The organism is Parachitinimonas caeni (assembly GCF_030129945.1).
In the GTDB taxonomy this organism is placed as follows: Bacteria; Pseudomonadota; Gammaproteobacteria; order Burkholderiales; family Chitinimonadaceae; genus Parachitinimonas; species Parachitinimonas caeni.
The window spans coordinates 41,669-54,249 of record NZ_JARRAF010000010.1 but is presented as its reverse complement, the minus strand read 5'-3'; the positions used below and the strand labels follow the sequence as shown (position 1 = coordinate 54,249).

General features: G+C 57.1%; 18 protein-coding genes. 2 read left to right on the top strand and 16 right to left on the bottom strand.

All coding sequences use genetic code 11. From position 1 onward, the window contains the following. Positions 1 to 18 precede the first annotated feature (18 nt). The 12 genes from PZA18_RS10415 to PZA18_RS10360 form a co-directional block, all read right to left on the bottom strand. A complete protein-coding gene (locus PZA18_RS10415; RefSeq protein ID WP_284100779.1) occupies positions 19 to 303 on the bottom strand; it encodes an HU family DNA-binding protein in 285 nt (94 codons plus the stop codon). Positions 304 to 329: 26 nt separating this feature from the next. Beyond that, a complete protein-coding gene (locus tag PZA18_RS10410; protein ID WP_284100778.1) occupies positions 330 to 521 on the bottom strand; it encodes a hypothetical protein in 192 nt (63 codons plus the stop codon). A gap of 14 nt (positions 522 to 535) precedes the next feature. Continuing rightward, on the bottom strand, positions 536 to 748 hold the full coding sequence (locus tag PZA18_RS10405; protein ID WP_284100777.1) for a hypothetical protein: 213 nt from the start codon (positions 746 to 748) through the stop codon (positions 536 to 538). Then, a complete protein-coding gene (locus tag PZA18_RS10400; protein ID WP_284100776.1) occupies positions 748 to 1,245 on the bottom strand; it encodes a host-nuclease inhibitor Gam family protein in 498 nt (165 codons plus the stop codon). The genes PZA18_RS10405 and PZA18_RS10400 overlap by 1 nt, the downstream gene beginning before the upstream one ends. Continuing rightward, positions 1,232 to 1,543 carry a hypothetical protein gene (locus PZA18_RS10395; protein ID WP_284100775.1) on the bottom strand — a complete coding sequence of 104 codons (312 nt, stop codon included), beginning with the start codon at positions 1,541 to 1,543 and terminating at the stop codon, positions 1,232 to 1,234. Before PZA18_RS10395 ends, PZA18_RS10400 begins: the two co-directional genes overlap by 14 nt. Next, on the bottom strand, positions 1,540 to 1,857 hold the full coding sequence (locus tag PZA18_RS10390; RefSeq protein WP_284100774.1) for a hypothetical protein: 318 nt from the start codon (positions 1,855 to 1,857) through the stop codon (positions 1,540 to 1,542). Before PZA18_RS10390 ends, PZA18_RS10395 begins: the two co-directional genes overlap by 4 nt. Then, positions 1,854 to 2,195 carry a hypothetical protein gene (locus tag PZA18_RS10385; RefSeq protein ID WP_284100773.1) on the bottom strand — a complete coding sequence of 114 codons (342 nt, stop codon included), beginning with the start codon at positions 2,193 to 2,195 and terminating at the stop codon, positions 1,854 to 1,856. Before PZA18_RS10385 ends, PZA18_RS10390 begins: the two co-directional genes overlap by 4 nt. Next, on the bottom strand, positions 2,192 to 2,776 hold the full coding sequence (locus tag PZA18_RS10380) for a hypothetical protein (protein WP_284100772.1): 585 nt from the start codon (positions 2,774 to 2,776) through the stop codon (positions 2,192 to 2,194). Before PZA18_RS10380 ends, PZA18_RS10385 begins: the two co-directional genes overlap by 4 nt. Continuing rightward, positions 2,773 to 3,522: an AAA family ATPase gene (locus PZA18_RS10375; protein ID WP_284100771.1), complete on the bottom strand. Its 750-nt coding sequence runs from the start codon at positions 3,520 to 3,522 to the stop codon at positions 2,773 to 2,775. Before PZA18_RS10375 ends, PZA18_RS10380 begins: the two co-directional genes overlap by 4 nt. Before the next feature lie 30 nt (positions 3,523 to 3,552). Next, positions 3,553 to 5,751, bottom strand: coding sequence for a Mu transposase C-terminal domain-containing protein (locus tag PZA18_RS10370; RefSeq protein WP_284100770.1), 2,199 nt, complete (start codon positions 5,749 to 5,751; stop codon positions 3,553 to 3,555). 6 nt (positions 5,752 to 5,757) lie between these two features. Continuing rightward, positions 5,758 to 6,246 carry a hypothetical protein gene (locus tag PZA18_RS10365; RefSeq protein ID WP_284100769.1) on the bottom strand — a complete coding sequence of 163 codons (489 nt, stop codon included), beginning with the start codon at positions 6,244 to 6,246 and terminating at the stop codon, positions 5,758 to 5,760. A 106-nt stretch (positions 6,247 to 6,352) separates the two neighbouring features. Beyond that, a complete protein-coding gene (locus tag PZA18_RS10360) occupies positions 6,353 to 6,595 on the bottom strand; it encodes a helix-turn-helix domain-containing protein (RefSeq protein ID WP_284100768.1) in 243 nt (80 codons plus the stop codon). 256 nt (positions 6,596 to 6,851) lie between these two features. Between PZA18_RS10360 and PZA18_RS10355 the strand changes: the two genes are divergently transcribed. After that, complete coding sequence (locus tag PZA18_RS10355; RefSeq protein WP_284100767.1) at positions 6,852 to 7,385, top strand: helix-turn-helix domain-containing protein; 534 nt, start codon at positions 6,852 to 6,854, stop codon at positions 7,383 to 7,385. Positions 7,386 to 7,397: 12 nt separating this feature from the next. On the opposite strand, the gene PZA18_RS10350 is transcribed toward PZA18_RS10355, so the two are convergent. Together PZA18_RS10350 and PZA18_RS10345 are read right to left on the bottom strand one after the other, a co-directional pair. Beyond that, the gene (locus tag PZA18_RS10350) at positions 7,398 to 8,102 is read right to left on the bottom strand and encodes an autoinducer binding domain-containing protein (protein ID WP_284100766.1); all 705 of its coding nucleotides are present in this window, start codon (positions 8,100 to 8,102) and stop codon (positions 7,398 to 7,400) included. A gap of 203 nt (positions 8,103 to 8,305) precedes the next feature. After that, positions 8,306 to 9,133 (bottom strand): helix-turn-helix domain-containing protein, encoded by an 828-nt coding sequence (locus PZA18_RS10345; protein WP_284100765.1) that lies wholly within the window; start codon positions 9,131 to 9,133, stop codon positions 8,306 to 8,308. An 860-nt stretch (positions 9,134 to 9,993) separates the two neighbouring features. On the opposite strand from PZA18_RS10345, the gene PZA18_RS10340 reads away from it, so the two are divergent. Then, a complete protein-coding gene (locus PZA18_RS10340) occupies positions 9,994 to 10,506 on the top strand; it encodes a response regulator (RefSeq protein ID WP_284100764.1) in 513 nt (170 codons plus the stop codon). Here the strand turns inward: PZA18_RS10340 and PZA18_RS10335 are convergent. Together PZA18_RS10335 and clsB are read right to left on the bottom strand one after the other, a co-directional pair. Beyond that, positions 10,473 to 11,303, bottom strand: coding sequence for a response regulator (locus PZA18_RS10335; RefSeq protein ID WP_284100763.1), 831 nt, complete (start codon positions 11,301 to 11,303; stop codon positions 10,473 to 10,475). The genes PZA18_RS10340 and PZA18_RS10335 overlap by 34 nt on opposite strands. A 101-nt stretch (positions 11,304 to 11,404) precedes the next feature. Further along, positions 11,405 to 12,580, bottom strand: a complete 1,176-nt coding sequence (gene clsB, locus PZA18_RS10330) for a cardiolipin synthase ClsB (RefSeq protein WP_284100762.1) — start codon at positions 12,578 to 12,580, stop codon at positions 11,405 to 11,407. Position 12,581: the final 1 nt, after the last annotated feature.

Here is a 12,581-nt window from a genome sequence, read left to right as displayed (position 1 = left end):
GAGGCGGCAGGCTGGGGACTACGAATTCAGCGCCTGTTTCAGGGTTTTGGAGGGAGCGAAGCGGACCGAGGTCATGGCCGGAATCTGGATGGCTTCGCCCGTTTTCGGGTTACGACCAGGACGGGCCGCGCGCAGGCTGGCCCGCAGCTTGCCCAAGCCCGGCAAGCTGACGTCCTGACGGGCAGCCAGCCTCTTGGTGGCCACCTTGGCCAGCCCATCCAGCATGGTTTCGATGTCGCCTTGATCCAGCCCGCTATCGCTGCATACCTCGGTGATTTCTCGTATCAATTCCTGCTTGTTCATGGATGTCTCCTGATGGGTTACGGGCACTACTGAAACTGACTCAGTACTTCGGAAGCTTCGCGGGCGGTGCGGCCTGACAGCACCGCAATCACCACTGGCCGGCCGTTCGGTGCCGTCAGCCGTACGATGTCGGCCTGATCGCCGTCGCGGCGGCGGGCATCGTCGAACAGCTGCTGCACGGTCAGCCGGGGCCAGTTATCGACTTCTTTCAGTTGCATGGTTTCCTCCTTATTCAATGAACGGCGGTAGCGCCGGGCAGTGCGGCCAAGGTCCGTAGTGCCAGGCTCTGCAGGTGCCGATCTGTCAATTCCCGGATCAGGTTTCTGACCACGGCATCGGGCAACAGCAAGCAATGCGACTGGCGGTCGAAGCTCAGGTGAATACAAACCTCCGTCTGCCCATCCACCTCGACCAGGGTGACTTCCAGTTCTGGGGGCTCTTCCATCACGCGACCTCGGCCAAGGCTTGCCGGGCAATTTCGTAGCCGAACTTGTTCTGGCTGCGGATTGCCGCGCCAATCTCCTGCAAGGTGCTTGGCGCCAAGGTTTTCAGGGTCTCGCGGTCCAGTGTTTCGGTGATACGGATGCAGCCAAACAGACCCAACCGCTTCAGCGTGTCGAGCGTGGCGGCGGGGTCTTTCACCACCACGCTGGTGGAAAAGCGATAACCGATGCTGCCGAAAGTGAGGCTGCGGGTTTTCTGCTCGACAAACGCTTGCGGATTGGCACTGGCAAATTCCTGCAAGGCCCGCTCAAGTCCACTTTTCTGCGCCAGTAAAGGGCCAGCCTTCGCAGCCTGACGTTGTTTGATTTGGTCTATGTCCTGGTTCTGTTCGGTCTCGATCTGGTTCAACTGCCGATCCAGTTCGCCGATCTGCCGTAAGGCATCGTCCACGGCATTCCAGTCGTTCAGTTGAGTGCCTAGGGTTTTACGTCTTGTCATATTTCCCTCGTCTGATTTGTTGCAGCATGCTGGCCACGGCAGCCTTGCCGTGGGCAAGTTGTTGCGGTGTTCGCGGCTCCCAGCCTTTGGGTTTGCGATAGAAGCCCATCCCCGCACCCGCTGTCTTCGGTGGCGCCTGCGCCTTGGCCACTACCGGCTCAATCGGTACCGCCGGGGTCGCTTTAAACTTGGCCCAGACGATGGCCTTGGCCTCCTGCAAATCCAGCCCACGCGACCGGGCCAGATGCTCGGCCTCGGCCCGTAGTTTTGCCGCGACTTCAATCGGCAAGGCACTCATGCCGGCACCCGCCAGACGATTTCCACCCCGCCCAACTCCAACCGGTACTCGCGGCCGTGGCCGGTCGGGCAGGTACCCGCCTGCCGGCATTGCCGGTGCAGCTCAGCCGTGGCGTGGTCGATGACGATGCGCGAGCACTGGCCATCCAGCCGGGTGTTCAACTGCGTCTCACGTACGCAGCAGCCGGCTTGCCGCACCTGCCGCAACACCGTATTCAGCTGCGCTAGGCGGGACACAGCCAAGCCTGACCAGACTTTGGGTAAACGCTCAGCCATGCGGGCCAAGGCGCTCGCGCTGTAAATCGCAGTACTCATGCGGTTCCCTCCTGTGATGGGCGATGCGGACAGTTGCGACAGGCGCGCCAGTGCGCCAGACGCAAGGGGTTGTGCGTGGGGGCGGCAGCCAGGGCAATGGCGCGGCAGTCGGCCAGCGGCAGCGTGCTGCCGGTATGCGGGCAAGCCACCTGACTGAGCACTTGCAGCACGCGGGCGGCAAACGGCGCGATGTCGCCGCGATAACAGCCCTTGAGCGCCAGACTGGTGCCGGTGTGGTTGCGGTAGCCGAGGCGGCGCGCCGTGGCACTGACACCAACGGCTGCCACCGATTGGCGTAGCAACTGGTACCAGGGCTCGTGCTGGTAAATGGGGTTCATGACGCCCGCCTTGGCAGTTCGATGGTTTGCCTGGTGTTCGGGTCGAACAGCACGCGAGATGAGCGCCGTTCCGGCGGTAGCGGTTTGAGTCGATGCGCGGGCTTGAGGGCATAGCGCGAGGGAATGCCGGTGCGCGACGGATGGCGCTCCAGGCACACCAGATACCCGGCCCGCTCCAGCTGCCGGACATAGTGAGAGACTGAGGCGCGAGATAAGGGCCGCTCGCCGACCGACGCAAAGGCTGCCAGTTCAGGGATGGTCCACTGCGGCAGGCGCCGCATCGTGCCCCAGATGGCCTGCTGGCGGGTGACCGGTGCCGGCCGGCGCTGGCCATTGCCATCGAGCAGCGGGGCCTTGCCGGTCAAGGGGCGAATGGCCCGGTAGTACACAGGGCCGTAGGCCGGTACTCTCGGCAACGGCTCAACATAACCGGCGCGCAGCAGCCGATTCAGATACTGCCGGACGGCGGAGTCAGACAGCCCCGGCGCGCCGATCATCACGTCGCGTATCCGCCAGCGCGGCTTATCAGCCAGCGCCTGGATCGCCGACCAGACTTGCGTATACGTGCGCCCGAATCTCACAAGCGCCTCCGTTTCGCCGCTTCCCCCGTATACAACTCCCGCCGGCCCCACCAGCCCAGATCCGCCCGTTCCAGCCCCTCGTTCAAGGCTTCCGACTGGATCAAATCCAGATTGACCGCCACCCGCCGCACCGAGCCATGCGCAACCTCGACCACTCGTTGCAGCAGATCGTCAGCAATCGCTACATCGGCGGCGTAGATGGTGCGTAGCTTTTTGGCGTCCTCCAGATTGACGGGCTGAGCCGGCACCCAGGCCAAGACCCGGCCGGCCACCCGCTCATAACGCTGCAACTTGGTCGGCAGCAGCTCCTCGCCAATCAACAAAATCGGCGCATGGCTGGCTTCGTACAGATCGCGCACCAGCTCGATATAGCCCCGGTCCACCACATGGTCGGCTTCGTCGATAAACAGCGGCCGGCCGCTGGCGGCCAGCTCTTGCGCAATCAGCTCGGCCATTTCGCAAACGGTGCCAGCGGGCCGGATCGACATTTCGCGCAGAATCGCCTGCAGAAAGGCTTTGCGGGTCCAGACCGATTGCGCTTGCACATAGAACGCCCGCGACTCATTGGCGAGATAATTGGCCGCGATGGTCTTGCCGTAACCGCTGGGGCCATGCAACACCACCATGCCGGGTAGACTTGAATTCCGGTCCAGCGCTCGCCGTACCGCCACCCGGCATAGCGCCAGATTGCCAATTTGCGCAATCCCCGGCACCGCCGTGATGCTTGAAGTTTCGATAGCGCCCATCTATGATTCCTTTCGCTTTATTTGCTTTCTTCAGAGACCTAACTGGGTGGCCGCCCAGCTGGGTACGCCTTCAGACTTCAGACGAGCCCGGTATTCCGGGCTTTTCTGATACTGGCGCCAGAAACGCCGGTCTTCCTCTGCCGGTTCCTCCTCGCTATCCCGCATCTGCACATCAATCTGCCACCAGCGCTGCCAGCGTTCGTCCGGCGTCGGCCCGGCGACTGCCGCCAGCGTTGGCGCGGTTGGCACTGCCACGGCTTCGCCCTCAATCGCCCCCACCGCCAACGTTGACAACTCGTCGCGCCGCAGGCTGACGACGCCCGGAATGCTGATCCGTTCAGTGGATTCAAGCTGATAGGTCGGCCGCCGCTCGGCTTCGGCCTCTTCGATAATCGCGTTACCGCGCTTGATCTTGCGTTCGGCCCGCTGGTCCTTCAGGTTCTCGATAAAGCTCAGCGGGAAGGCGGCGCGCTTGTTGCCGTTCCACTCGGCCTGGCAAATGAACACGCCTTCCAAGGTGCGGATCTGCACGGTTTGTGGGTCGTGAATATCGAACGACACCCGCACCTCGGTCCCCCTCGGCAAAGCGCTCAATTCGCGACTGAAATAGCTGTTGTTGAATAGCTTCACCACCCCGCGTTCGGGGGTGCGGATGACATGCGGCCGGAACAGGTCTTGCAGCGCGGTCGGCGAGACTTTTTCGATGTCCTCGGACACCCGCTCGGCGTAATACTCGGCCGGGGTGTAATGACGGCCGTCTGGTTTTTTGGGTAAGCGGCTGTGCTCATGCGTGTGGTTGTAGGCGTGGACCGCCTGCTCCAAGGCGTCGATCAACTGCGCCCAGGTCGGCAGCTTGGCCGAGGTCTCGCCGCGCTTCTGCGCCGACTCGATTTCTTGCGCCGTCTTGCGCAGGGTTTCGCGGTCCATTTTCTTGCCGCGAAAGGTGGCGAACTGTTCGGCCAGCGGTAACAGAATCGTCTGGTGCGCCCGTTCAATCAGGCCCCGGCCCTGCGGATTGCTGGGGATGCCGGTGGCGTGGTGGATGCCGAGCCGGGGCAAGATGCCCAGCAGCGGGTCATCCAGGGTCTTGGCGGTTTCACCGGCGCCGTTGTCGCTGTAATAGATCAGTGGTTTGCCGTACTGGCTGATGCCATGCCGGATTGCATCACCGACCGCCACTTGATTCTCGGACAGCGACACACTCCAACCGACCGCCAAGCGCGTATTGCCATCCAGAACCAGCGTGACTTCGGCCACAAACGGCCGACCATGCTCGGGATGCGCCACCAAGGCTTTCAGGCCATGCCCATCGCCGACCCAGACATCATTCGGCCGCAACACCGACCAATCGCGTTCGATATAGGGCAGCAGGGCTTTCAGGGCGGCCCCGGTATGCCGACCTTTCTCCAGCAGATCCGCTGGCAATTTCTTCATGGCCCGCCGCACCGCATCAATGCTCGGCACCGGCACATCGGCCAACTCAGGCTGGCTTTGCCAGATTTGGGCGAACTCGATATACGCCCGCTTGAGGGTGGGCTTGCTCGGCTGCCGATAGCACTCCAAAAAACCGCCAATCCACACCGGCAGCGGTTCCTTCTGCTTGCGCTTGGCCACCAGATCGCCGCCCTGCTTGGCAATCGACAACCAGCGCTTCAGCGTGCGCACACTCGGCAACTCGCCACCCTTACGGCCGGCTGCACTCCGGGCCGCCCGCAACATCGCCATCACCTGCGGCTCCACCTTGCCCTGGCGGGCATTGGTTAGCAGCGTGGTCAGGGCTGCTTCATAGCTGCAACGGGCTGCAACCTGAATCGACTCAATCGCCAGCAAGATGCCCTTGCGCGCATCCCCCTTGGCCCGCTGCTCGTCATCCAGCCCGGTCAAACAGGTCTGAATGCCGCAGACCCCGGACTTGATCGCTACTTCCAAGGCTTTGGCTTCACGGATCACCGGCTGCAACGCTGGCCTGGACTTGACCGGCAACGGCACCACAATCTGCGGCGACTGCACCACCGCTTGCAGGATGTGGCGCTTGATGGCGTCCTGTGCCGTAGGAGGCAGACTATTGAAGTCATACTCAATGCCACCGCCCTGCGCGTCCCGCCGCCTTGAGGCCCAGTTCTCGCGCTTGGCCCGCTCCAGAATGTTGCGGGGTGTGGCAGGCAAGCCGGGTAGATGAAACGCGGCCAACTCAGATGCGCTGTAATGGGATTTAAGGGCTAGACTCATGGCGGCTTACTCCGCAAACAGATCCAGCTCGGGGGCCCGCAACTTCCTGGCGTTCTCTCGGTGGAACGTCAGACCCCGCAAGACTTCATCAATCCGGGAAACCGCATCCTCGGGTGCGCCATGCCCCGCATAACATTCATTCAGTGCCAGTAAGGCCGCTGCGGCCTGCACAGACAGCGCGTTCAAGTCGATGGGCTTCACCACTCTGCCGCGTGGCATATCAATCACAATCTTGCCGGAGGCCACCGCCAGATATTCGGCCACATAGGAAGCGCCGCACAGCCGCTCAAACGTCAGCACCTTGCCTAAGGGAATCTGCTGTTCAGACACCCAGCGGTAGTAAGTGGGTAACGATGTTTCCAGCTGCTCACAAATCCGCTTCGCCGGTAGACGTTTTTCAGTCAGCGCAAATTCCGCATCCAGCTCGACGGCATGACCTAAACTCTTGGGCCGTAAAGCTTTCCAGTTGCGTTTCGATACTTTTCTTGTTGTCACGGTCATCACTCCAATAATTGTTTTGCATGCACAATTGAGGTTTTTGGTAGAAAATTACCTCTATCAGCAGTGCACAACATGCACAGGCAGAAAGAAACAGACTCAATTAGGGCTGTCGGTTAGCGTGGCGTTGTGGCCAAATTTGTTCTGGCCTTAAGCCGATCGCATCCGCAATGATCTGTTCCGCTTTTGGCCAAGGCGTACGTAAGGCATTTGAAAGTGTGGCCGGCTTGTAACCCGCCGCCACTGACAATTGCCGTAAGGATTTTTTTTGCTTTTTTAGCGCCGCTATGACGTCGGCAGGATGCCAATCCTCGCCGGCTTTTTTTGGCAGCTGGCATGACATCATTTAGTCACCTCATGTCGTTACTACATGATGCCATTTTGAATTCATTTGATTTCATTTGCAAGAAAAATCGAAAGCATCTAGGTTCATCCGACTTAAATTTTGTCGTCAAATGCGCCTGATTTTGAACTTATTTAGCAATTTCAAGAGCTTGAAGCGAAGTCGGATGAATTTGTTTGAGTAGTTCGGATTCATCCGACTTCGATCATTAAAGTCGGATGGCTACGGTTGGAGTTTTGTCCCGACTCGGGGAATGAACATGAAGTCAAAGGAGACGACAGTGAATGTATTGGTAGAGGGGGATGAGCTTCAGGGGGTCGGCGAGTTTCACGAACGCCTGAGTAGTCTGGTAGCGCGTGAGCGAAGCGCTACAGCCTTTGCCAAGAAGTGTGGGGTTAGTGTAACGGGGATTACTCGCCTCTTGCGCGGAGGTACTCCAACACTATCTTTACTGCTTGCTATAGCCAATGGTGCGGGAGTGTCCGTTCAGTGGCTTGCTACTGGGTCAGATCTGGCCCAAAAGGAAGCCAATTTAGATGGTCAGCCACCGAACGAATGGCATGGTGACGCACCTGAAATAGCGCTCGATAAGCAGGCGGTATGGCAACTATGTAAGTTCATTGCGATTATGACTGTGACAATGAAGCTATCTGCGTCCGAGGCAGCAGACTTTGGAACCCGCGTCATGCAGTCCGCCTCAAGAAGTGGGCTAAATGCGGATGAGGCTGCTGAATATGCCATTCGCCAAGTGCGCGATGGCTTTATATGGGTGACAACTCAGAAAGAGCCTTGAGGAAGGGGAAATTTAGACGGCGCCAAGGACGCCTGACCGTGCTGCTGAAAAAGCGGCAGTTAACGGGTCATTCGTGCCAGCCTTGACTGCTGCATCATGTAATATTCGGTAAGCAGTACCGTAACTAAGTCGCATTCGATCAGCAACTTGCTGAGTAGTGCAACCATGAAAAACCCAACGAAGTGCTTCCTTCTCTTGCTCGGTCAACAGCGCATTGAATCTTTCTAGCGATTCAAATGTATCCATGACAACTCCTGCAAGCATTCGGGCAAATTGTCCAAATTCCTCCAAAACAACCCTTCGATCATTCAGAGAGCCGGATAAAGGTTGATGATTGACAATTGATAGCATCAGCCGAGAGTCACCATGAGGCCGTAGGGATGTCGCGTAACCTGAGTGTATGCCGTGCTCACTGGCCAACTGCCAAATATCCAAGGCATTACGTTGTATATAGTCTTCCTTTCCCCACTCAAATAAGCTCGGGCCTGCAATCACTCTTTGAGCTAGTGGGTCCCTTTCTAAATAATCCTCCGGCACCTCATACCGGCCTAGATAATTTTCAACCCAGTAAACCGTGTCCTCTGGTCGAGAATGGGTGCAATACCCTAAAGCATAGGCACTGCACCCAAGCTGCCCCACCAGCCGTTCAATCTGGTATTTCAACTCGGACTGATTGCGAATATCCGCAAGCTGATCACGTAGGGGCCGTTTAAACATGCTATTTCACTACAGGCACGGGAATGCTCTGATCTGCGACTGCACCAGGAAGTAATGGGGCTGATCCAGTTGTGGGTTGAGGTGGTGGAGGCGCAGGTGTTGGCGCCGGCTCGCTTTCTGCTGCGCCAGATACGTGTTCAAGTAACTCCATCGGAAGTTCTTGAATAGGAAGAATTTTCTTCATAAGGAGAGCCTTTCTAAATTTACAATTTGGTTTCCGGTGATAAAAAGTAAACTAACTTCTTAATTGCAAAGAGAATGTCGTGACTGGTTGGGGGAACAATCCAATATCTATTTGGAAAATCTTCTATTAACTCGATGCAGTTTACTGAATCTCTAATGGCTATGGCGGAGAGAGGGGTGCGAGCCTTGGCAATCACTTCATCAAAAAGCTGGATGTCTTGATCAACCATAGCAATCAAGATGTGCTGCTTCCACCGCCTAGAGATACCGGGAATGCTATGAATGTCGCACTCCATGCGAACTGTGAAGCCTCGCCTTATCAGCCATAACTTTAGATCCTCAGCATCTTCATTTCCTGGCAGAGCGCAGAGAAGAATTTTGCATACATCTAAAGGTTGTGGATCGCCTACGCCTTCATGACGTAAGACTCTGTAAGCAGGTCCTGTATGTGGATCTCCCGCATCAAGAATATGCCATGTACCGTCATCCACCCTTATGGCGTATAGGTATTCGTCATTCCAGGGAATAAAACACTCTAGCGTGATCCAAGCACGAACTATTGAAACTCGGCCCGCTATATTTGCTTTGGCGGTTATCACTCGTGAATTCGGAAGACTCTCGTCAAATAGGCGGGCGATAGGGACTCCAAGAGCATCGGCAACCTTGTAATAAACCTCAAGGCTGGAAGCTTTGCCTGCCAGGAACTTCCGCATCCAATGCGGAGTCATTCCCGTCCGTTCTGCAAGCCATGATGCCCAGCGGTGCTTATATGGCTCAATCTCATATAGCAAGGCAGCAACATTGCCCATGATGTGTGAAGTTGGATTCACGTTTTCGCGTTTTCCCATCGAAATATTTGAGCATTAGTAATTTTTTTTTGCAACACCCACTCTCGTTTTCCCTTATTGCACGGGAATTTTTTAAAAAAACGTAACAACTTGTTACCTGCCGAGGGTGGAAAGGGGACTATCCACAGGCCGAGTGTTCTCTTACTATCCTTTCCAATAACAAATTTGCTGCATGGAAGCTGGGAGAAGGACTTGAGCAAAAACAATCAAGAGCAAATCAATCACCTAATAGTTGAGACTGTACTTTTGGTGGCACGCGATCAGCCTCTAGGCTCAAGTAGTGACATATGCATGATGCAGTCTGCAATTCAGAGTGCACAAACGGGGACAGGCTCCGTTAAGCGCCAATTATTAGAGCTATGCATCAATGTGCCCGATGAGCTGGCCTGTAGACTCACTTACTTAGCATACTCAGTAGCAGATAGTCGTCAGACCTATACCCCTTGAAGCAGAAACGTTTGATTTGCGATCATGCGATGACAATAATCGCGCAATCGCCGATCACAATCGCGCAAATCTGCTCAAAGCAAAACTTGACGTAAAAAAAGCCTAAGGCGTTGACGAATCAACGAATTAGGCTCTTTTTTTGAGATATATCCCCTATGACAATATGAGCACCACCCCACAATGTCGTGGCTGTAAGCCGCTTTGCGGCAACAGCCACGCAAGGCCGGGGTCGATTTTTGGGGCAGGGCGTCGTTAGGGTTCGCTCATTTAGCTCGCTAAACCGTGCTTACCCTGCCGTGCGTGGTGGTTGGGGCTTTAGCCCCTTACCTGCCACGGCCTACTCTTTGCGGGTATAGCCCTGCCTCAAAACTCGATCCGGCGCGACGGTAAACCTAACGTCAACAGAACCTAACATGATCGACCAAATCGAATTTTCTGAGCTGAAGGTGTTGGTCGTCGATGACCAGCGGTTTGTCCGCGACATCGTGGGACAATTGCTGGGCGCGATGACCATCAATCGCGTCTTTCAGGCCAACTCTGTTGATGCCGCCGTAGAGGTGATGCGCAAGCAGGCACTGGATATGGTGATTTGCGATATCAACATGAAGCCGGTCAACGGCTTGCACTTGCTCAAGGCAGTTCGCATGGGGTTGACCGATCTGTCTCGTGATACCAATTTCCTGTTTTTGTCCGGGCATTCCGACCGTGCCGTGGTCGAACGGGCGATGGCGCTGGATGTTGATGGATTCATCGTAAAGCCGGTGAAACCCATCGAGCTGGAAAAACGGGTCAGAGCGGCGCTGGCCCGCCAGCAGGTTGTCAGGCCCAAAGACCAGTATTCCGGTGTTTCGGTGAATTATCGCGAAACAGTGAATGGTCTGGTGTTTGATGACTACAACCCGCCCATGGGTGGGATTCGTTGGTAGAAGCTGTCAATGGCCGCATTCAAGGCGGTCAGCTGGCATTCGAACTCGGGCAGCGTCGAGAGGATATTGCCCAGATCGGCTTCGCGCGCTGCCTGTTCCAGCCTTGCAGCCTCTGCGCCCAGGCGCATGGCGCCAATCAATCGGGCCGCTCCCTTGATGCGGTGTGCCTGCTCCATGATTTCGGCCGCATCGGCCCGCTCAATTGCCAGCCTCAACGCCGCGACATCCTCGTCGTTGGCGACGCGAAAGCTTCCTAGCATGGTCTGCGTCAGGCTTTGGTTATCACCAAACATTTCTGAGAGGATGGCTTGATCCAGAATTGCCAGGGAACGTTGCGTGTCGATAGCCTCTGACAGCGTTGTACAGGGCGCCGCGCCTGGATGGGCCGGATGTTGGGTGCCGTGTGTCAGCCAGTGTGTCAGGCGTTCCCGCAGCTGCTGCATCTCGATGGGTTTGGTTAAAAATTCATCAATACCAGCTTCGCAGGCCCGTGCTTTATCGGATTCGTGCGCATCTGCCGTCAGTGCCACGATGGGGGTGCGATGGCATGTTCCCCGCTCGGCCTCGCGGATGGCCGCTGCCAGCTCGAAGCCATCCAGCACGGGCATGTGGCAATCCGTCAGTACCAGCGCAAACCGGCCAGAACGCCAGGCGTCGAGCGCCTCCTGACCATTGCTGACGCTTTCCAGTGCAAAGCCCATCTTTTGCAGATGCAGGCTCAGCAGCTTGCGGTTGGTATGGTGGTCTTCCGCAAACAGGATCAGCGACTCTGTGGAAATGGAATCTGGAAGACTCATGGCAAAAAGCTCTCTCCGACTGGGGAAAAGGGTCTGGCATGCAGACCGGTGCAGTCTGCCCAGAGCGTCGCCTTCTCTTTGAATGTTAGGCGGTGCCAGGGCTATTCGCGATATTCGCGGTGGCCGTAACCAACCAGCTCCATCAAGGCGCGGACGATCAGCAGAGCCATCCAGGCCAGAAAACCATAGACCCAGCGTGCGCGCACCACTTCCCGCTTTTTAACGCGCCGGGCTTCGGTCTCGATCGCACGGAAAATATCGGCACGCAGGGTTTGTGCCAGTGGTCGGTAATTGGCTACCACGTTGGCTTCCCGTGCCAGGAGCAGGCTGAAAGGGTCAATGTTTGATGAACCCACAGTTAGCCATTCGCCATCAATCACTGCGACTTTGGCATGCATGAAGCTGCGGGTGTACTCGTGAATCTCGATGCCTGCATTCATGAATCGCCGATAAAAACCCTTGCAGGCATATTGCAACAGCGCATGATCGCGCTTGCCCTGTAACAGCAGGGTCACCTTGACGCCCCGACGTGCTGCAGCCAGCAGTGCGTGGCGAAACGTGTAGCCAGGAAGGAAGTAGGCATTGGCAATGACGATTTCGTGCCGGGCGGAGCGGATGGCGCTCAGGTAAGCGGTCTCGATCGCGTGTCGATGTTTCAGGTTGTCACGTACCAGCAAGGCAGCGGGCATGGGGCCGACGGGTGCACGCATTGGCTGCAGTGGGCGCTTTGCTGCCCAGTCGTGTCTTAGCTGCATCCAGGCGGTGCGTCGCCACATGGCCGTGGCAGCAGCATGCAGAGGCCCTAGCAGTGGCCCCTCTATCTGTAAGGCATAGTCGTAGCGTGGTGGTTCGTCTGGGTGGTCGTTGTCATTGAGCATGTTGATTCCCCCGACAAAGCCGATTCTTCCATCTATTACCGCCAATTTGCGATGTAGCCGGCGCAGCCGGTGCCTTTGCAGGGCAAAGCGCGAAATTTCCGGGCGGAAAAACATCAGCTTTACCCCTGCTTGCTGTAGCTCGGTACGGAAGGAGGAGGGCAGATCGGCCGAGCCAAAGCCATCGACCAGCAGGCAGACGTCTACGCCGCGCTGGGCCGCCTGTTGCAGGGCCTGGCCGATGCGCTGTCCGGTGGTATCGACACGGTAGATATAGGTTTCCAGCAAAATTTCATGTCGGGCCGACTGGATGGCGGCAATCAGTGCCGGAAAATAGTCGGCACCATTGCAAAGCAAGGTGAGCCGGTTTCCTGGCAGGGTTCGCGTCAACCGTCGTAGCAAA

What these genes read in the sequence shown, in the direction of transcription:
- PZA18_RS10415 (WP_284100779.1), bottom strand. Translation starts at nt 303, where the DNA reads ATGAACAAGCAGGAATTGATACGAGAAATCACCGAGGTATGCAGCGAT.
- PZA18_RS10375 (WP_284100771.1), bottom strand. Translation starts at nt 3,522, where the DNA reads ATGGGCGCTATCGAAACTTCAAGCATCACGGCGGTGCCGGGGATTGCG.
- PZA18_RS10350 (WP_284100766.1), bottom strand. Translation starts at nt 8,102, where the DNA reads ATGTTTAAACGGCCCCTACGTGATCAGCTTGCGGATATTCGCAATCAG.
- PZA18_RS10390 (WP_284100774.1), bottom strand. Translation starts at nt 1,857, where the DNA reads ATGAGTACTGCGATTTACAGCGCGAGCGCCTTGGCCCGCATGGCTGAG.
- PZA18_RS10385 (WP_284100773.1), bottom strand. Translation starts at nt 2,195, where the DNA reads ATGAACCCCATTTACCAGCACGAGCCCTGGTACCAGTTGCTACGCCAA.
- PZA18_RS10355 (WP_284100767.1), top strand. Translation starts at nt 6,852, where the DNA reads ATGAAGTCAAAGGAGACGACAGTGAATGTATTGGTAGAGGGGGATGAG.
- PZA18_RS10335 (WP_284100763.1), bottom strand. Translation starts at nt 11,303, where the DNA reads ATGAGTCTTCCAGATTCCATTTCCACAGAGTCGCTGATCCTGTTTGCG.
- PZA18_RS10340 (WP_284100764.1), top strand. Translation starts at nt 9,994, where the DNA reads ATGATCGACCAAATCGAATTTTCTGAGCTGAAGGTGTTGGTCGTCGAT.
- PZA18_RS10410 (WP_284100778.1), bottom strand. Translation starts at nt 521, where the DNA reads ATGCAACTGAAAGAAGTCGATAACTGGCCCCGGCTGACCGTGCAGCAG.
- PZA18_RS10400 (WP_284100776.1), bottom strand. Translation starts at nt 1,245, where the DNA reads ATGACAAGACGTAAAACCCTAGGCACTCAACTGAACGACTGGAATGCC.
- PZA18_RS10345 (WP_284100765.1), bottom strand. Translation starts at nt 9,133, where the DNA reads ATGGGAAAACGCGAAAACGTGAATCCAACTTCACACATCATGGGCAAT.
- PZA18_RS10395 (WP_284100775.1), bottom strand. Translation starts at nt 1,543, where the DNA reads ATGAGTGCCTTGCCGATTGAAGTCGCGGCAAAACTACGGGCCGAGGCC.
- PZA18_RS10405 (WP_284100777.1), bottom strand. Translation starts at nt 748, where the DNA reads ATGGAAGAGCCCCCAGAACTGGAAGTCACCCTGGTCGAGGTGGATGGG.
- PZA18_RS10360 (WP_284100768.1), bottom strand. Translation starts at nt 6,595, where the DNA reads ATGATGTCATGCCAGCTGCCAAAAAAAGCCGGCGAGGATTGGCATCCT.
- PZA18_RS10370 (WP_284100770.1), bottom strand. Translation starts at nt 5,751, where the DNA reads ATGAGTCTAGCCCTTAAATCCCATTACAGCGCATCTGAGTTGGCCGCG.